Genomic DNA, 18,334 nt, shown 5'->3' with positions numbered 1-18,334 from the left:
TCCTCGGGACCTCGTGGGGTTTCAGGCGTCGAAGTCGTCTGCGACCTTGCGCAGCATCTTGGCTAGCGTCTCCGGGTTCTTCGGATAACGCCCCTTGCGCAGGTCATTTGCCACCCGGTCGAGCATCTGCGTCAGGTCGCCGACGATGACAGCCATGTCGTCGGCGGGCTTCCGCTTCGCCTTGGCGACCGACGGCGCGGCGTCCAGCACCTTGACCGCGAGCGCCTGGGGACCGCGACGGCCGTCGGCCACCCCGAAGTCCACGCGCGCGCCGGGCTTGGGCACGACGCCCTCGGGGAGGGCGGAGGCGTGCAGGAACACCTCGCCGCCGTCCTCGTTGGCGATGAAACCGAAGCCTTTGTCGGTGTCGAACCACTTGACCTTGCCGGTGGGCACTGCGACCTTCTTCTGTGCTTGTCGGTACTGCTCGTGAAACTGCTCATGACGGCCCGGGGTGCTGCGACTGACGCGCTCTCTCCGGACCCGTTGCACAAGGTTACCGGGCGGATGCCTACCGCGTCGCATGCATTGACCACTCTTCGCCCGCGCGGTGCGCCGGTGCCGGGTGCGGGCCGCCCGGATGCTGGGTTCAGACGCCGATGCCCAGGTCGGCGCCGAGCCGGAGCGCCACCTCGTCGAGCCAGGTCACCGGGTCGGCGACCGAGCCGACCTGGTGCCCGAACAGCTCGAACGAGATCAGGCCGAACAGCGTGGTCCAGGCGATGATCGTGCGGCGGACGGCCTCCGGCACGTCGTCGTCCGTGAGGTCGGTGCCCGCCCAGAGGCCCTGGTCCGCGATGAACGCCAGGCCCGGCCCGACGGTCACCGGGGCGCCCGCCGTGGCGGCGGCCACCGACGCCGGCACCGCCGTGGGGCGCGCGCCCGCCGCGTAGGCGTCCCCGACGATGCGGGCGAGCACGCGGACCACGCGGACGGCGGGCACGACGGTGTCGCGCGGCGCGGCGTAGCCGGGTACGGGCGTGCCGTACAGCAGGCCGAACTCGCCCGGGTGCGCCACGCACCAGGCCCGCACGGCGCGGAACGTGGCCAGCCAGCGGGCCCCGGTGTCGGCGCGGTCGGCGACCGCGGCGTCGGCGGCCTCCGCGGCCTCGCCGAGCTCGTCGTACGACTCGATGAGCAGGGCCGTGAGCAGGGCGTCCCGGCTCGGGAAGTAGCGGTACACGGCCGAGGACACCATCTCGACGTCCCGCGCGACGGCGCGCAGGGACAGCGCCGCCGCGCCGTCCGTGGACAGCCGCGCGCGGGCGGAGTCGAGGATCTCGCGGGTGATCGTCTCGCGGGCAAGGGCGCGGGCGGTACGGGCGGGACTCATGTCGCTCAGGTTCGCACGACGGATCACTGCACACAACCGAGAGCACCGCTCTTGCCAAAGCGCACCCGCCCGTGCCACGCTTACGACACAACAGAGAGCACCGCTCTCGGAATGGAGCATTGGTCATGTCTGACACCCACCTCATCGTCGGCGCCGGTCCGATCGGCCGGCACGTCGCCGCCCTGCTCGCCGAGCGCGGGTCCCGCGTCGCGGTCGTGAGCCGCTCGGGCCGCACCACCGGGATCGACGGCGTGGAGCACCTCGCCCTCGACGCCTCCGACGCCGACGCCCTGTCCCGCGCCGCCGAGGGGGCCGACTTCCTCTACAACTGCGCCAACCCGGCCGACTACACCCAGTGGGAGCGCGTCTGGCCCCCGCTCGCCTCGTCCCTGCTGACCGCCGCGGAGCACTCCGGAGCCGTCTACGGCATCACCGGCACCCTCTACCCGTACGGCCCCGTCGACGTCCCGATCTCGGAGGACCTGCCCGACGCCGCGACCGACCACAAGGGCCGGCTCCGCGCCCGGATGTGGGCGGACGCGAAGGCGGCGCACGAGACCGGGCGCATCCGGGCCGTGGAGATCCGCGGCTCCGACTACATGGGCCGCGGCGTGGGCGGCAACGGGCACATCTCACGCCTGGTGCCGAGCGCGCTGCAGGGCAAGCGCGCCCTGATGATGGGCCGCACCGACCAGCCCCACACCTTCACCGACGTCGCGGACGCCGCCCGCACGCTGGTCGCCGCCGCGGAGGACCCGGGCGCCCACGGCCGCGTCTGGCACGTGCCTAGCAACGCCCCGGTGACGCAGGCGCAGGCCCTGACCGACGTGCTCGCGAGCGTCGGCAGGCCGCCGGTGCGGATCTCGTCCCTGCGCGGCGCCGGGCTCGCCGCCGCAGCCCTCGTCGTCCCCTTCATGCGCGAGATGCGGGAGATCATCTACCAGTGGGAACGGCCGTACGTGCTGGACGACGCCGCGGCCCGCGACCGCTTCGGCATCACCCCCACCCCGTGGGAGGAGGTCTGCCGCCGCACCGCGCAGGTCTGACGGGCCGGGCGCGAACCGGCCGGACGGGGAGCCAGGAAACCCGCGTAGCATCGTCAGGATGGCCTCCTCGCTCCCCGCAGCGCCGGCCTCGGCCACGCGGCACTTCGCCGACGACCTCCGGCAGCGCTCGGACACCGCGCTCGCCGCGCTCCTGCGCGCCCGTCCTGACCTCGCCTCCCCCTCCCCCTCGACGCTCCGGTCGCTGGCCGCCCGCGCGTCGAGCCGCACGTCGCTCGAACGCGCGCTCGCCCGCGCCGACGCCCTGACCCTGCAGGTCCTGGAGGCGGTGCTCGCCCTGGAGCCGGTCTTCCGCGCCCCGCCCGGTCCCGCCGCCCTCGGCCCCGAGGTCGTCACCCGCGCGCTCGGCGGTGCGGCGGACGACCGGGCCGCGGTGGAGGCGGCCGTCCACCTGGCCGTGGAGCACGCCCTCCTCTGGGACGCCGGCCAGGGCACCGGACCGGCGTCGACCCCGGACCTGCGCACCTCGCCGGGGCTCGACGAGCTGCTGGGGCCCAACCCCGCGGGCCTGGGCCCGCACATCGACCCGGTCCCGGACGGGCTGGCCGAGGCGGTCTCGCGGGCCCTCGGCCCCGCGACCGGCGCGCCCGGGACGGACGCCGCGCTCGACGCCCTCCTCGCCGAGGCGCCCGGCGGGGCGCGGGCGATCCTGGACGCCCTCGCGTGGGGGCCGCCGGTCGGCGTCGTCCCGGCCGCGGGGACCCGCCCCCGCGATGCGGTGAACTGGCTGGTCACCGCGCACCTCCTGGTCCGTTCGGACGCCCGGCACGTGGTCCTGCCGCGGCTGGTCGGGCTGGCCCTGCGCGGCGGGCGCACCCACCGCGCACCCCGCACCCGGGCCCCCGAGCCGCAGGGTCGCCCCGTGCCGCGGGCCACCGCCGACGCGGAGGCCGCGAGCGCCGCGCTCGAGCTGGTCCGGCGCGTGCGCGTGCTGCGCGGGTCCTGGGACGAGAACCCGCCGTCGGTCCTGCGCGCCGGCGGGCTGGGCGTCCGCGACCTGCGGCGGCTCGCGACGCAGCTCGAGACCGACGAGCCCGCCGCGGCGTTCGTGGTGGAGGTCGCCGCGTTGGCCGGCCTGGTCCGGGACGACGGCGAGGCGCCGCCGTCGTACGTACCGACGGTGACGGACTGGGACGACCTGGACGACGCCGCCCGCTGGGCCCGCCTGGTCGAGGCCTGGCTGGCCTCCCGCCGCGCGCCGTGGCTGGTGGGCTCGCGCGACGACAAGGGTGCGCTGCGGGCGCCGCTGTCGCCGGACCTGCAGCGGCCGTGGGTGCCGCGGCTGCGGGACAGCGTGCTCGGGGTGCTCGCGGCGGGCCGGGACGGCGAGTCCGTCCTGGCTCCCACGGCGGCCGCGGTCGTCGAGGTGCTGACCTGGCACACGCCCCGCTCGGTGCCGCCGACGAGCGCGGTCGAAGGCCTGCTGGCCGAGGTGGAGTGGCTGGGTGTGACGGGCGCGGGCGCGCTGTCGGCGCCGGGCCGGGCGCTCCTCCCGGCGGACCCTGCCCGCCCGGCCGACGTCGCCGGCGCGCTGCGCGCGGTGCTCCCGCACGAGGTGGACGAGATCCTGCTGCAGGGCGACCTCACGGGGATCGTCCCCGGGCGGCCGTCGCGCGAGCTCGCGCGGCTCCTGGAACGGGCGGCGGACGTCGAGTCGCGCGGCGCGGCGACGACGGTGCGGTTCAGCCCGGCGTCGGTCACGCGGGCGCTGGACCAGGGCGAGACGGCGGACGGTCTGCTCGACGAGCTGGCGCACCGGTCCCCCGTGCCCGTCCCCCAGCCGCTGGAGTACCTGGTCCGGGACACCGCCCGGCGGCACGGCGCGGTGCGCGTCGGCTCGGCGTCGGCGTACCTGCGGGCCGCCGACCCGACCGTGCTCGCCGGGCTGGAGCACGACCCGTCGCTCGTCGGCCTCGGCCTGGTGCGGCTCGCACCGACGGTCCTCGCGGCATCGGTCCCCGCGGCCGCCCTGCACGAGGCGCTCCGCAGCCGCGGGCTGGTCTCGGCCCTGGAGGGGCCGGACGGCCGGGTGCTCGTCGCGCGCCGCGGCGTCACGGGCCGGGCGATGCCCGCGCCGCGCTCGGCGGCCGCGATCCGGATGGGTTCCGGGTCCGACGTCGCCACCCGCGCGCCCGACCCCGAGGCCCTGGTCGCCGAGCTGCGCGCCGTCGAGGCGGCGGCCCAGGCCGGTGCGCGGGCGCGGGCGGACGCCGCCGAGGTGGCGCACTCCGTGACGACGTCGGGCGGCGGCATCCCGCTGCGCGGGTACCGGGTGCTCCCCGGCCGGCCGGCCGGCACGGGCACGGCGGAGGAGGTGACCTCCGGCGCTGCCGGGCAGGCGCCGCCGCGCCCGACGAACGGGTCACGCCCCGCCGCGGCGACCGCCGGGCCGCCGTCCTCGGACCCCGGTCCCGGGCCCGAGGACGACGACGCGGGAACACAGCACCCCGCTGACGGGTTGGCACTGCTGCGCGACGCGCTCCGCGACGGCTCCACCGTGATCGTCGAGGTGGCCGGGCACACCGGCCGGCTGGAGCGCCGCGAGCTGAGACCACTGAACCTCGACGGCGGCAGGCTGCGCGCGCTCGACCCGGACCGCGAGGCCGAGCTGACGATCGCCGTCCACCGCATCGCGTCGGTCCTGCCGACGTCATCCACGCCCTGAGGCGCACCAGACCAACACTGAGGGAGACCCCATGCCCGACGGCCCGTTGATCGTGCAGAGTGACAAGACGCTCCTGCTGGAGGTCGACCACCCGAGCGCCGAGCAGGCGCGCCGCTCCATCGCGCCGTTCGCCGAGCTGGAGCGCGCGCCCGAGCACGTCCACACCTACCGCCTGACGGCGCTGGGCCTGTGGAACGCGCGCGCGGCCGGCCACGACGCGGAGCAGGTCGTGAACACGCTCATCGAGTTCAGCCGGTACCCGGTGCCGCACGCGCTGCTGGTCGACGTGGCCGAGACGATGTCCCGCTACGGGCGTCTGCAGCTCGCGCAGGACCCGGCGCACGGCCTCGTGCTGCGCACCACCGACCGCGCGGTGCTGGCCGAGGTGCTCAAGTCGAAGCGCACCGCGGGCCTCGTCGGCGCGCGGATCGACGAGTCCACCGTGACGGTGCACCCCTCCGAGCGCGGCCACCTCAAGCAGGTCCTGGTCAAGCTGGGCTGGCCGGCCGAGGACCTCGCGGGCTACGTGGACGGCGAGAAGCACCCGATCGAGCTGAGCCCCACCACGCACCCGCGCACGCCGCACGAGAAGGCGGCCCCCTGGGAGATGCGGCCCTACCAGGCGCAGGCCGTGGACGGGTTCTGGCACGGCGGCTCCGGCGTCGTGGTGCTCCCCTGCGGCGCGGGCAAGACGATCGTGGGCGCGGGCGCCATGGCCAAGTCGGGCACGACGACGCTGATCCTGGTGACGAACACCGTCAGCGCACGCCAGTGGCGCGACGAGCTCGTGCGGCGCACCACGCTGACCGAGGACGAGATCGGCGAGTACTCCGGCACCAAGAAGGAGATCAAGCCGGTCACCATCGCCACCTACCAGGTGCTCACCACCAAGCGGAAGGGCGTCTACACGCACCTCGAGCTGCTCGACGCCCGCGACTGGGGCCTCGTCCTGTACGACGAGGTGCACCTGCTGCCCGCGCCCGTCTTCCGGATGACGGCGGACCTGCAGGCACGGCGCCGGCTCGGCCTGACCGCCACGCTGGTGCGCGAGGACGGCCGCGAGGACGAGGTGTTCAGCCTCATCGGGCCCAAGCGGTTCGACGCGCCGTGGAAGGACATCGAGTCCCAGGGCTACATCGCGCCCGCCGACTGCGTGGAGGTGCGCCTCACGCTCCCGGAGAGCGAGCGGATGACGTACGCGACGGCCGAGACGGAGGACAAGTACCGGCTGGCCGCGTCGGCGTCGGGCAAGAAGAAGGTGGTGGAGCAGATCGTGGCGCGCCACCCCGACGACCAGGTGCTGGTCATCGGGCAGTACATCGACCAGCTCGAGGAGCTGGCCGAGCACCTCGGGGCGCCGATCATCACCGGGCAGACCACCAACAAGGAGCGGCAGCGGCTGTTCGGGGCGTTCCGCGAGGGCGAGATCTCCCGGCTCGTGGTGAGCAAGGTCGCCAACTACTCGGTGGACCTCCCGGAGGCGTCGGTCGCCATCCAGGTGTCCGGGTCGTTCGGGTCGCGGCAGGAGGAGGCGCAGCGCCTCGGGCGCATCATGCGGCCCAAGGCCGACGGGCGCACCGCGCACTTCTACGCCGTGGTCGCGCGGGACACCGTCGACCAGGACTTCGCGGCCCACCGGCAGCGGTTCCTGGCCGAGCAGGGGTACGCGTACCGCATCGTGGACGCCGAGGACCTGGACGAGTCGCCGGCCGGTTCGACGACACCCTGACGTCGGGCCTGTTCAGGGCGTGAAAATGCCCTTCACGCTGGGCATTCACCTGGGGATTCGTTGCACATACGCAACGTTGCGGCCTCCGATTGCGCTGTCCTGAACCCGGGGTGACGATCAGGGACGTGATCGAGTCCCGAGCAAGAGCCGAGCGTCCGCACGATCCCGGCACCCGCGCTTCCGGGGGCTGGGTCATCGTGGCCTTCGCCGGCCTCGTCGGCATCGTCCTGGCGGCCACCTCACAGGCCGCCAGTGCGACAGTCGTCGGGCCGGCCGAACCGCGGCCGTCCGTGTCGCCGCGCCTGTCGGCCGCAACGCAGGCCGAGCTCATGTCGGACATCCTGCCCGCGTCGCCGCCGATCACCCTCACGGACCCCGTGACCGACGGCGCGGGCGCGCTCACCGACACCGAGCGCCAGGACGTGCTGGCCGCCGTCGAGCGGCTCGCCGCGGAGTCCGACCTGCGCATGTTCGTCGTCTTCATCGAGAGCTTCGACGGCACCGACCCCGTGGACTGGGCCAACGCGAGCGCGAACCAGTCCGGGCTCGGGACCGACGACCTGCTCCTCGCGATCGCGACCGTCGACCACGAGTTCGGCCTGTCCGCGGACACCAACGTGCCGCTCACGGACGGCCAGCTCGGGCAGATCGACGACGCCGTCGCGGCCGCCGTCGAGGACGAACGATGGGCCCCCGCGGCCACCGACGCCGCCGACGCGGTCCGCAAGGGGATCGCGAGCACCACCAGCCCCCTGCTCGTGGTGGGCATCACCGTCGCGGCGATCCTCGTGCTGGCCGCCCTCGGCTACGTGCTGTGGCGGTTCGCCGTGCCCCGGCTCCGCCCGCTCGTCACCCAGCTCAGGGACCGCACCCCCGTGGCCGGCGGACCGGCGCCGGAAGCCTTCGCGGACCTCGCGCTCGACGAGCTCGACGAGCGCGCCGCGGCGGCACTGGTCGGCATCGACGACGCCCTGAAGACGTGCGAGCAGGAGCTCGGCTTCGCCCGCTCCGAGCTCGGCGCCGACGCGACGCGGGACTTCGAGCTGATCCTCGAGGGCGCCGCCGCGGACGTCCGTGAGGCGTTCGCGGTGCGGCAGATCGTGGACACGGAGGCCCGGGCCACCGCGCCCGAGAACCCCGAGCCGGCCGACGGCACGGTCGGCGACGGCACGGTCGACGACGCCGCGCCCGGCACCGCGGAGGACCCCGTGCGCCGTGCCCGCCTCGGCCGGATCATCGCGCTCTGCGAGGCCGCGGCCGACACGCTCGACGCGCGCACCCGCGCCTTCGACGACCTGCGCCGCCTGCAGCAGCGCGCCCCGGAGCTGCTCGCCGACGTCGTCGCCCGCGAGGCCGAGGTCTCCCAGCGCGTCGCCACCGCGCGCGGCCTGCTGACGCAGCTCTCCCGGCGGTACCCCACGGGCCCGCTGGCCACCGTGGTGGGCAACCCGGAGCAGGCGGAGCTGCTGATCGCCAACGCCAAGGAGGCCGTGGCCGCCGGGAACTCGGCCCTGGCCGCCGGCCAGAAGGTCGTCGCCGTGGCGCATGCGCGGGGCGCGCAGAACGCCCTGGGGCAGGCCGTCATGCTGCTCGACGCCGTCGACGCCACCGCGCTGCACCTCCGGGAGGCGGTCGGCCGGCTCGACAAGTCGATCGCGTCGCTCACCCAGGACGTGGCCGCCGCCAAGGCGATCGAGGGCGACCTCCGCGTCACCCTCGCGCGCGCCGCGGCCCAAGCCTCGCTCAAGAACGTCGAGGTGACCCGCGAGGGCGGCGACCCGCTCGCCGGCCTGCAGCGCATCGCCGCGGCGGAGGCCTCCCTCGACGCCGCCCTGGCGTCCACCCGCGACCACACCGAGGTCAAGGCCCGGGCGTCCGCGCTGCTGCGCGACACGCTGCGCCGCGTCGACGCGCAGCTGCGGCAGACCGGCGACTTCATCGCGACCCGCCGCGGGGCCGTCGGCGCCGCGGCGCGCACCCGGCTCGCGGAGGCGGTCCGGCTGGCCGACGTCGCCCGCGCGCTCCACCCGACCGACCCCACCGCGGCCCTGAACGAGGCCCAGGAGGCGAGCGCGCTGGTGCGGGAGGCGGCGCGCCTGGCCCGCCAGGACGCGGACGCCGTCGTCGCGGCAGCCGCCGAGACCGAGCCCGAGGCCGGCGGGGAGGACGCGAACGGGCCGATCAGCGGCGGCATGATGCTCGGCGGCATCCTGCTCGACCCGCACCTGGTGCGCTCCCGCAAGCGCGCCCGCACGGCCCGCATCGGCGGCGGGTTCGGCGGGGGCGGGTTCGGCGGCGGACGCCCGGCGGCGCACCGCAAGCTGGGCACGGTCCGGGCCTGGTGGCCGGCGTCGGCACGCTGACGACATCTCCCCGGGGGCGGTGACCGCCCCCGGGGATCGCGGCGCTACAGGTAGCGCAGCGGGTCGAACTCCTCGATCGGGATGATGCGGACGCGCGGCAGCATGGTGGTGAAGGCGTCCGCGTCGGCCTCGAGGTCGTACATGACCAGGCCGCGCTGCTCCAGGTCCGTGAACCGGGCGTTGACGAACTCGCGGAAGCCCAGCAGGCCGACGCGGCGGTCGTCGTCGGCCAGCAGGGCCTCGATCTGCGGCAGGAAGTCGCCGTCGTGGCTCGCGAGCAGCACGTCGCCCGGCCGGTCCATCAGCGCGTCGAGCGTGCGCTGGATACCGACGTCGACGACCTTCTCCGAGCCCTGCGCGGCCAGCGGGATGGGCTTGTAGCCCATGGCGAGCAGCGCCTGCACGAACGGCATGGGCATCTGGCCGGACGTCGCGTTGAGGAAGAACAGCGGCACGACGTCCTGCGACCAGACCTTCTCCGCGAACGCGGAGATACGGTCCCAGCGGGGGCGCTCCTCGGGTGCCGGACGGCGGTTCAGCACGTTCATGCCGAGCGTGGCGTCGATGTTCTCACCGTCGACGATGAGATACGTGCGCCGGGGCGACTGCCCGGACTCCTGCGGGGACGGTGCTGACATGCGACACAGCCTAGGCCGTGCGCGCCGAATCGCGGAGCCGAAGCCCGTCCGACGGGGGTGACGACGCCACGGCACGAAAGCCCGGGGGATTTCCCGGGCGAAACTCAGGCAGTGTTCAGGAACCAGCCGCACACTGGAAACATGGCTACTCCTGAGGCGCGTCTGGTCGTCGTGGACGACGAACCGAACATCCGCGAGCTCCTGTCCACGTCCCTGCGCTTCGCGGGCTTCGAGGTCCATGCCGCGGCGGACGGCAACGGCGCCCTCCAGCTCGTCCGCGACGTCGAGCCGGACCTCGTGGTGCTCGACGTGATGCTCCCCGACATGGACGGCTTCACGGTCACGCGCCGCATGCGGGCGACCGGCCGGCACACCCCCGTCGTCTTCCTCACCGCGAAGGACGACACCCAGGACAAGGTGCAGGGCCTCACCGTGGGCGGCGACGACTACGTGACCAAGCCGTTCAGCCTGGAGGAGGTCGTGGCCCGGATCCGCGCGGTGCTGCGCCGCACGGGCGTGCCGGCCCCCGAGGAGGAGGCCGTGCTGCACGTGGGCGACCTCGAGATGGACGAGGACTCGCACGAGGTGCGCCGGGCCGGCGTCGAGGTCGACCTGTCGCCCACGGAGTTCAAGCTGCTGCGCTACCTCATGCTCAACTCCGGCCGGGTCCTGTCCAAGGCGCAGATCCTGGACCACGTGTGGCAGTACGACTGGGGCGGCGACGCGAACATCGTCGAGTCCTACATCTCCTACCTGCGGCGCAAGATCGACACGCTCGAGGTCGAGGGCGAGACCCTGCCGCCGCTGATCCACACCAAGCGGGGCGTCGGGTACCTGCTGCGCGCCCCGCAGCCCGTCCGTGCTTAAGGAGCGCCTCGCCGGTATCCCTCTGCGCGCCAGGCTCGTCGCGATCATCTCGCTGCTGCTGGCGGCAGGGCTGGGGATCGCCGCCGTCGCGACGACGACGGTGGTGTCGACCTTCCTGGTCCAGCAGGTGGACGATGAGCTGCACACGGCCGCGCTCGACCCGATCGCCATCATCCAGTCCACCTCCGGCCAGGCCCTGCCGAGCGACTACTACGTGCTGATCGAGAACGAGAGCGGCAAGCAGACCCAGCTCGGGAACTCCGCGATCCAGCGGTTCGGCACGCCCGAGCTGCCGACGGTGACGTACGACGAGGCCGTCGCCAGCGGCGGCGAGCCGTTCACGGCCGCCGGGGCGACCGGTGGCGACGGCTCCGGTCCCGAGACCGGCACCGGCACCGAGAGCTGGCGCGTCATCACGCTGGGCGCGACCTACCCGAGCGGCGAGCGCGCCACCGTCTACGTGGCCCTGCCCCTGGTGGGCATGGACCGGACCGTCTCGATCCTGACCCGCACCCTGATCATGTCGGGCCTGGGCATCGTGCTGCTCGGTGGGCTCACGGCGTGGCTGCTCGTGGAGCGGTCGCTCCGCTCGCTGCGGTCCGTGGAGCACACGGCCGCGCAGATCGCGGCGGGCGACCTGACGCTGCGCGTCCCCGAGGCCCCCGCCGGCACGGAGATGGGCTCGCTGGCGGCGTCGCTCAACGCGATGCTGACGCAGATCGAGCGCGCCTTCGCCGCCCAGGAGGCCTCCGAGGTACGCATGCGGCAGTTCGTCTCGGACGCCTCGCACGAGCTGCGCACGCCCGTCGCGACGATCCGCGGCTACGGCGAGCTGTACCGGATGGGCGCCCTGGACAGCTCCGACAAGGTCGACGACACGATGTTCCGCATCGAGGACGCCGCCCGCCGCATGGGCACGCTCGTCAACGACCTGCTGGTGCTCGCACGCCTCGACGAGGGCCGCCCGGTCGCCCGCGAGGACGTCGACCTGGTCGCCCTCGCGCGGGACTCCGCCCAGGACCTGCACGCGCTGGACCCGACGCGCGACGTCACCGTGGTGCCCCTCGCCCCGGACGCCGGTCCGGACGACCCGGCGGGGCAGGTCCCCGAGAAGCTCGTCGTGGAGGGTGACGGCGACCGCCTGCGGCAGGTCCTGACCAACCTCATCGGCAACGTCGCGCGGCACACGCCGTCGGGCACGCCCGCCGAGATCGCGCTGGGGGTGCTCCCGGGAGCGCCGGGCGCGCCGGGCGCGATCGGCGCCGCGCAGAACGGCGAGAAGGCGGCCCCGAGCGCCGGCGCCGCGACGTCGGGCCCCACCGCCGTCCTGGAGGTGCGCGACCACGGTCCCGGCCTCACCGAGGAGCAGGGCCGGCGGATCTTCGAGCGGTTCTACCGCGCGGACTCGTCCCGCACGCGGGAGTCGGGCGGCGGCTCGGGGCTGGGGATGGCAATCGTCGCGGCGATCGTGGGCACGCACGGCGGGCACGTCGAGGTGGCGCAGACCCCTGGTGGCGGGCTCACGGTCCGGCTCACCCTCCCCCTCTGACGTGTCAGACGTGCAGGTCACCCGAATGGCCTGCACGTCTGGCCTGTCCGGTGCCGAACCGTGATCACGATCCCGTGACGGTGGTAGCCGCCACTGACCGTTTCGGTAATAGGCTGGTCGTTGGAGTGACCGACATCGACCGTTAGGCAGAGTTCACATGGGCGTGCTGACGTCTGACGCGCCGCAGTGGTTCCTCAAGTCCTTCGTCCGCAGTGCGGTGGGCGCGGGGGCCACGGCGGACACCGAGGCGATCGAGGCGGTCGGCCAGTCGCTGCTCGACCGGTGGGCCGACGAGAACCGGCACTTCCACAACCTGCGCCACCTGGCCTCCGTGCTGCACCGCGTGGACGAGCTGGCCGAGGAGACGCACGAGCCGGACCTGGTGCGCCTCGCCGCCTGGTACCACGGCGCGGTGTTCAACGCCGAGCGCAAGGTGGCCGACGCCTCGCAGGGCGGCGAGCAGACCACGGCCTCCGCGGCCCTCGCGGACAAGGAGCTGACCGAGCTCGGGGTACCCGAGCGGGCGGCGGACCGGGTCGCCGCCCTGGTCAACGCCATCGTGCGGCACGCGCCCGACCCCGCGGACTTCGACGCCGCGGTGCTCAACGACGCCGACCTCGCGATGCTCGCCGCCGAGCCGCAGCGGTACAAGGACTACAAGTCCGCGGTGCGCGCGGAGTACGCCCACATCCCCGCCGAGGACTACCTCCGGGCCCGGATCCGTGTGATCGAGCGGCTGCTCGCCCGCAAGTCGCTCTTCCTGAGCCCCATGGGCGCCGCATGGGAGGAGCCCGCGCGGCAGAACCTCGACATGGAGCTGCACCGGCTGCGCAAGGAGCAGGCGAAGCTCGGTTCGGCCTGACGCCGCCCGCGACCGACCCTCCGGACCGCCCCGGGCCGGTCCGAGCGCGACCACACCTCCGGCATCCACAGGCCTGTGCACAGGCCGCCCCGTGACCGCCCCGCCGTCGGCCGCCCCGCGCCTACGGTCGGTGCAGGACGCCGGACGGGCCGGCGTGCGGGAGGTGATGACCATGCGGTTCGAGGTCGACAGCGACCAGGTGGAGCAGGCGAGCGCCGCGGTGGCGGGCTCGGTGGCCACGGTGCGCACCGAGGTGGGGGCGCTCATGCGCAACCTCGACGCGCTGCAGGCGAGCTGGCAGGGGCCGGCCGCTGCGGCGTTCGGCGGGACCGTTGCGCAGTGGCGGGGTGCGCAGGCGCAGGTCGAGGGCGCGCTGGACGCGATCCAGGCCGCGCTGGCCGCCGCGGCTCGCACCTACGCGGAGGCGGAGGCGGCCGCGACGCGCATGTTCTCCTGAGGCCACGGGCTCGTCCGGCGCCCGGCCGGAGGCCTGGTCAGGAGAAAGGCCGACGCCGGCCGGTCACCCTCCGCGTGAGAGGTTGACCGACCGGCGTCGGACGGGTGCGCGGGCCGAGGCCCGAGCGGGTCAGGCCGGACTCAGAAGTCCATGCCGCCCATGCCACCGGTCGGGTCGCCGGCGGGGGCCCCGACGGGCTCCGGCTTGTCGGCGACGACGGCCTCGGTGGTGAGGAACAGCGCGGCGATCGACGCGGCGTTCTGCAGCGCCGAGCGGGTCACCTTGACCGGGTCGTTGACGCCCGCGGCGAGCAGGTCCTCGTACTCACCGGTCGCGGCGTTCAGGCCCTGGCCGGAGGGAAGGTTGCGCACCTTCTCCGCCACGACGCCGCCCTCGAGGCCGGCGTTCACGGCGATCTGCTTCAGCGGGGCGTCGATCGCGGCACGCACGATCGAGGCGCCGGTCGCCTCGTCACCCTCGAGCTCGAGCTTGGCGAACGCGACGGCACCGGCCTGGATGAGGGCCACGCCACCACCGGCGACGATGCCCTCCTCGACGGCAGCCTTCGCGTTGCGGACGGCGTCCTCGATGCGGTGCTTGCGCTCCTTGAGCTCCACCTCGGTGGCCGCGCCGGCCTTGATGACGGCCACGCCGCCGGCCAGCTTGGCGAGGCGCTCCTGCAGCTTCTCGCGGTCGTAGTCCGAGTCGGACTTGTCGATCTCGCTGCGGATCTGGTTCACGCGACCGGCGATGAGGTCGGCGTCGCCGGCACCCTCGACGATCGTGGTCTCGTCCTTGGTGACGACGACCTTGCGGGCCTGGCCCAGCTCCTCGAGCGTGGCGTTCTCCAGCTTGAGGCCCACCGTCTCGGTGATGACCTGGCCGCCGGTCAGGATCGCGATGTCCTGCAGCATGGCCTTGCGGCGGTCACCGAAGCCCGGGGCCTTGACGGCGACGGACTTGAAGGTGCCACGGATCTTGTTCAGCACCAGGGTCGCCAGGGCCTCGCCCTCGACGTCCTCGGCGATGATGAGGAGCGACTTGCCCGACTTCATGACCTGGTCGAGCAGCGGCAGCATGTCCTTGACGTTCGAGATCTTCGACTCGACGATCAGGACGTACGGGTCCTCGAGCACGGCCTCCTGGCGCTCGGGGTCCGTCTCGAAGTAGCGGGCCAGGAAGCCCTTGTCGAAGCGCATGCCCTCGGTGAGCTCGAGCTCGAGGCCGAAGGTGTTCGACTCCTCGACGGTGATGACGCCTTCCTTGCCCACCTTGTCGAGGGCCTCGGCGATGAGCTCGCCGATCGCCGGGTCACCGGCCGAGATCGCGGCCGTGGCGGCGATCTCTTCCTTGGTCTCGATCTCCTTGGCGGCGTTCAGCAGCTGCTCGGTGACGGCCTCGGTGGCCTTCTCGATGCCGCGCTTGACGGCGATCGGGTTGGCACCGGCGGCAACGACACGCAGGCCCTCCTTCACGAGCGCCTGGGCGAGCACGGTGGCGGTGGTGGTGCCGTCACCCGCGACGTCGTCCGTCTTCTTGGCGACCTCCTTGACGAGCTCCGCGCCGATCCGCTCGTAGGGGTCCTCGAGCTCGATCTCCTTGGCGATGGAGACACCGTCGTTGGTGATCGTGGGGGCGCCCCACTTCTTGTCCAGAACGACGTTGCGGCCCTTCGGGCCGAGCGTGACCTTCACGGTGTCGGCGAGCTGGTTGAGCCCGCGCTCCATGCTCCGACGAGCAACCTCGTCGAAAGCGATGATCTTGGCCATGGGGATGAATCCTCCGCTGGTGGCTTGTCCAGGCCGGCCGGTGCCCGCGACGGACGGCAACCGCCTCGACGACCATGTCTCGCCGCGGCAGGAGGCCTCACCATTCGACCCTGCTGTCACTCTCCAACGGAGAGTGCTAAGACATTATTGGCACTCGGACCTTGAGAGTGCAAGGCGCGTACACCGCGGGCGAACGCGGGGCGCCTACCCCGGCGCCAGCCCCGGTACGTGGCGGACGTCGAACTCCCGCACCAGCGCCCGGCGCGCGGCGTGCCACCCGCCCATGCCGTGCACGCCCGGGCCCGGCGGGGTCGACGCCGAGCAGAGGTACACCCCCTCGGCGACCTGGTACGGGTCGGGGGCGAGGGTGGGCCGCGCGATCATCTGCCACATGCTCGCGGCGCCCGCGGAGATGTCGCCGCCCGGGTAGTTCTGGTTGTGCCGCTGCATCTGGTCGGCGGGGATGCACCGCGCGCCGACGACGACGTCGCGGAAGCCGGGCGCGAACCGCTCGATCTGCCGTGTGACCGCCTCGGTGACGTCGTGCGTCGAGCCGGCGGGCACGTGGGCGTAGCTCCACAGCGGCCGCGTGGCGCCGCGCACCCGGCCGGGATCGGCGACGCCCGGGTCGCTGAGCAGGACCATCGGGTGGTCGGGATGCACCCCGTGCGCGACGGCGTCCTCCGCGATCACCATCTCCGCGCGCGTCCCGCCCACGTGCACGGTCGACGCCCGCCCGACGTCGGACGCCGCCCAGGGGACCGGGCCCGACAGGACGAAGTCGACCTTGGCGGCAGCGTTGCCGTACCGGAACCTGCGCAGCGCCGCGCGGCGCGGCGCCCGGATCCGGTCCCCCAGGACCCGCAGCACCGTGGTCGGCGTGGTGTCGAAGAGCACGGCTCGGGCGGGCGGAAGATCCGTCCAGTCGTCGACCGGGCGGCCGGTCTCGACGGTGCCGCCGTGCGCCCGGAGGTCACGGACCAGGGCGTCGGTGATGGCCTGCGAACCACCCACCGGGATGGCCCAGCCGCCGTCGGCGTGCGCGAGGGCGGCGAGGAGCAGCGCCGTACCCGCCCCAGCGTAGGACGGGAGCGGCGTGATGGCGTGCGCCGCGACGCCGGTGAGCAGGGCCTTCGCCTCCTCGGTGAGGAACCGCCGCTCCCAGCGCGGGCCGCCCTGCTCGAGGAGCGCCGCACCGAACCGCAGGCCCGGCCGGACCAGGGAGGCCAGGCCCCAGGTCTCCGACGCGTGCGCGCCGTGGTCGCGCACGCCCTCCAGCATGCCGCGCACGGTCCGCTTGTCCCCCAGCGCGAGCGCGGTCACCTGCCGCCAGCTCTCGGCGAGCGGGCCGAGCAGGTCACGCCAGGCGTCGCCGTCGGGCCCGAGGCCGCCGGCGGTCCGGGCCAGGTCGCGCCACGCGACGCCCGCGCGATCGGCGGCGAGCGGCTGGGCGTAGGCGACCTCGGGCGCGAGGAGCTCGACGCCGTGCGCCGGCAGGTCGAAGGCCCGGAAGAACGGCGAGGCCCAGGCCATGGGGTGCACGGCGGAGCAGAGGTCGAAGAGCAGGTCGTCGTCGAGCTCGGGAACGGGGAGCGTGCGCGCGCCGCCGCCGATCGTCGGCTGCGCCTCCAGCACCCGGACGCCCAGGCCCGCGCGGGCGAGCGTCACCGCGGCCGCCAGGCCGTTCGGCCCGGAGCCCACCACCACCGCGTCGAGGAGCGTCACGCCCCCCATCGAATCACGGGTGCTCGCCGGGCAGGGGGCGCCGGGCGGGAACCAGGGCGAGCAGCCGCGGTACGGGGCGGCTGCTCGGTGGCGTCGGGCATCGTCGTCCGACAGGGTGCGATACCGGTCGTCGTCGACCGTCCAGTGCGGACGCCGGGGTCTGGGTCCCAGCATCCTCGGGGGGCGGCGGGCGACGGGTGGGCCTTTCCCACCCGTCGTCCCATCGAATCAGAGTGGACGAACCTGCTCTGCCTGCGGACCCTTCTGTCCCTGCCCCACCTCGTACTCGACTTCCTGACCCTCGTCGAGGGACCGGTAGCCGTCACTCTGGATCGCACTGTAGTGAACAAAAAGGTCCTGGCCGCCGGCAGTCGGGGTGATGAAGCCATACCCCTTCTCGGCGTTGAACCACTTGACGGTGCCCTGGGCCATGCGTAGTTCTCCTTGTACCTCTGCACGGGCCACTCGGTCGACCCGTGGTGGTTCGAGCGTAGTGGTCCGTCTCACACCAGGGAAGCCTCAATGCCCGGTATGCGGCATTAAGCGCATGGCGAACGCCCAGGTCAGGGGCCTGCAAACGGCCACTTGTCAAGGAATATCAACATGGTGGTACGGGCTGGTAAACCTAGCCGAGGGTCAGCCCATCGTCGAGGGCCGGGTCACGACGGCGACCCACACGGCCTCGGGCGAGTCCGAAACGGCCTGTGACTCGACCATGTTGGCCTCCGGGATGCCGAGCAGCGCCGCGATGTAGGCGGCCGTCTCCGCACGGGTGGAGCCGTAGAGAACGGTGTTCTCCGTGTAGGTCGCACCGTCCGGGGTCTGCGGCTCCTCGCGCAGCGCCGCGCCGGCCACGTCCTGGCCCATCAGGTACTCGGCGGTCTCGCCGGCGAGCCCCTGCTCCTGGCCGACGTTGTACACGGCCACGCTGGCGGTCAGGTCCGCGCCGGCCTTCAGCGCCGCGGGGTCGGCAGCGCCGCCGGTCTCCGCGGACGGCTCACCGCTGGGTTCGCCCGACGGCTCGCCGGACGGTTCACCCGAGGCGGACGGCGAGGCGGGCGCCGAGGCCGAGGTCGACGGGTCGCCCGACGCCTCCGCCGGTTCGCCGTCGCCGGAGAGCAGGGTGATGCCGCCCCACGCCACGGCGGCGCAGACTACGGCGACCAGCAGGAACGGCCAGGCCGAGCTCCAACCGCTGCGCGGTGCACGGTGCACACCCACTGGTGCGCCCCCGGGGACGGCGACGTCGAACTCGTCGGGCGGGTAGGGGTAGCCACTCTTCGTCACGGCAGAGAGAGTAGCGGGTTGTTGTG

General features: G+C 73.9%; 15 protein-coding genes. 8 read left to right on the top strand and 7 right to left on the bottom strand.

What is annotated here, in order from left to right:
- Positions 1 to 21: 21 nt before the first annotated feature.
- Together ACZ7LE_RS22995 and ACZ7LE_RS22990 are read right to left on the bottom strand one after the other, a co-directional pair.
- Positions 22 to 396 (bottom strand): cold-shock protein, encoded by a 375-nt coding sequence (locus ACZ7LE_RS22995; protein ID WP_285105431.1) that lies wholly within the window; start codon positions 394 to 396, stop codon positions 22 to 24.
- Between the two features lie 193 nt (positions 397 to 589).
- Positions 590 to 1,333, bottom strand: a complete 744-nt coding sequence (locus ACZ7LE_RS22990) for a TetR/AcrR family transcriptional regulator (protein WP_470405541.1) — start codon at positions 1,331 to 1,333, stop codon at positions 590 to 592.
- Positions 1,334 to 1,458: 125 nt separating this feature from the next.
- On the opposite strand from ACZ7LE_RS22990, the gene ACZ7LE_RS22985 reads away from it, so the two are divergent.
- From ACZ7LE_RS22985 to ACZ7LE_RS22970, 4 genes are all read left to right on the top strand, one after another.
- Complete coding sequence (locus ACZ7LE_RS22985) at positions 1,459 to 2,379, top strand: NAD-dependent epimerase/dehydratase family protein (RefSeq protein ID WP_470405540.1); 921 nt, start codon at positions 1,459 to 1,461, stop codon at positions 2,377 to 2,379.
- Between the two features lie 58 nt (positions 2,380 to 2,437).
- A complete protein-coding gene (locus ACZ7LE_RS22980; protein ID WP_470405539.1) occupies positions 2,438 to 5,062 on the top strand; it encodes a helicase-associated domain-containing protein in 2,625 nt (874 codons plus the stop codon).
- A gap of 31 nt (positions 5,063 to 5,093) precedes the next feature.
- Complete coding sequence (locus ACZ7LE_RS22975; RefSeq protein WP_470405538.1) at positions 5,094 to 6,791, top strand: DNA repair helicase XPB; 1,698 nt, start codon at positions 5,094 to 5,096, stop codon at positions 6,789 to 6,791.
- A gap of 125 nt (positions 6,792 to 6,916) precedes the next feature.
- Positions 6,917 to 9,154, top strand: a complete 2,238-nt coding sequence (locus ACZ7LE_RS22970; RefSeq protein ID WP_470405537.1) for a TPM domain-containing protein — start codon at positions 6,917 to 6,919, stop codon at positions 9,152 to 9,154.
- 44 nt (positions 9,155 to 9,198) lie between these two features.
- Here the strand turns inward: ACZ7LE_RS22970 and ACZ7LE_RS22965 are convergent, their stop codons facing one another.
- On the bottom strand, positions 9,199 to 9,792 hold the full coding sequence (locus ACZ7LE_RS22965; RefSeq protein WP_470405536.1) for an NYN domain-containing protein: 594 nt from the start codon (positions 9,790 to 9,792) through the stop codon (positions 9,199 to 9,201).
- A gap of 141 nt (positions 9,793 to 9,933) precedes the next feature.
- On the opposite strand from ACZ7LE_RS22965, the gene ACZ7LE_RS22960 reads away from it, so the two are divergent.
- The 4 genes from ACZ7LE_RS22960 to ACZ7LE_RS22945 all read left to right on the top strand — a co-directional run bounded on the left by ACZ7LE_RS22960 (position 9,934) and on the right by ACZ7LE_RS22945 (position 13,527).
- A complete protein-coding gene (locus ACZ7LE_RS22960) occupies positions 9,934 to 10,659 on the top strand; it encodes a response regulator transcription factor (protein WP_182619482.1) in 726 nt (241 codons plus the stop codon).
- A complete protein-coding gene (locus ACZ7LE_RS22955; protein WP_470405535.1) occupies positions 10,652 to 12,208 on the top strand; it encodes a sensor histidine kinase in 1,557 nt (518 codons plus the stop codon). The genes ACZ7LE_RS22960 and ACZ7LE_RS22955 overlap by 8 nt, the downstream gene beginning before the upstream one ends.
- A gap of 157 nt (positions 12,209 to 12,365) precedes the next feature.
- The gene (locus ACZ7LE_RS22950) at positions 12,366 to 13,070 is read left to right on the top strand and encodes an HD domain-containing protein (protein ID WP_470405534.1); all 705 of its coding nucleotides are present in this window, start codon (positions 12,366 to 12,368) and stop codon (positions 13,068 to 13,070) included.
- Positions 13,071 to 13,161: 91 nt separating this feature from the next.
- A complete protein-coding gene (locus ACZ7LE_RS22945; RefSeq protein ID WP_470405533.1) occupies positions 13,162 to 13,527 on the top strand; it encodes a WXG100 family type VII secretion target in 366 nt (121 codons plus the stop codon).
- 140 nt (positions 13,528 to 13,667) lie between these two features.
- Here ACZ7LE_RS22945 and groL read toward each other — a convergent pair whose 3' ends face one another.
- The 4 genes from groL to ACZ7LE_RS22925 form a co-directional block, all read right to left on the bottom strand.
- Positions 13,668 to 15,296 (bottom strand): chaperonin GroEL, encoded by a 1,629-nt coding sequence (groL, locus tag ACZ7LE_RS22940; RefSeq protein WP_377241831.1) that lies wholly within the window; start codon positions 15,294 to 15,296, stop codon positions 13,668 to 13,670.
- 204 nt (positions 15,297 to 15,500) lie between these two features.
- Positions 15,501 to 17,030 (bottom strand): phytoene desaturase family protein, encoded by a 1,530-nt coding sequence (locus ACZ7LE_RS22935; protein WP_470405532.1) that lies wholly within the window; start codon positions 17,028 to 17,030, stop codon positions 15,501 to 15,503.
- A 219-nt stretch (positions 17,031 to 17,249) separates the two neighbouring features.
- Positions 17,250 to 17,453: a cold-shock protein gene (locus ACZ7LE_RS22930; protein WP_036964095.1), complete on the bottom strand. Its 204-nt coding sequence runs from the start codon at positions 17,451 to 17,453 to the stop codon at positions 17,250 to 17,252.
- A 204-nt stretch (positions 17,454 to 17,657) separates the two neighbouring features.
- A complete protein-coding gene (locus ACZ7LE_RS22925) occupies positions 17,658 to 18,308 on the bottom strand; it encodes a LytR C-terminal domain-containing protein (RefSeq protein WP_470405531.1) in 651 nt (216 codons plus the stop codon).
- Between the last annotated feature and the right edge of the window lie 26 nt (positions 18,309 to 18,334).

The sequence above is a fragment of the Promicromonospora sp. NPDC110617 genome (assembly GCF_055598465.1).
Note: the sequence above shows the minus strand (reverse complement) of the source record. Positions and strands in the feature narration are given on the sequence as shown.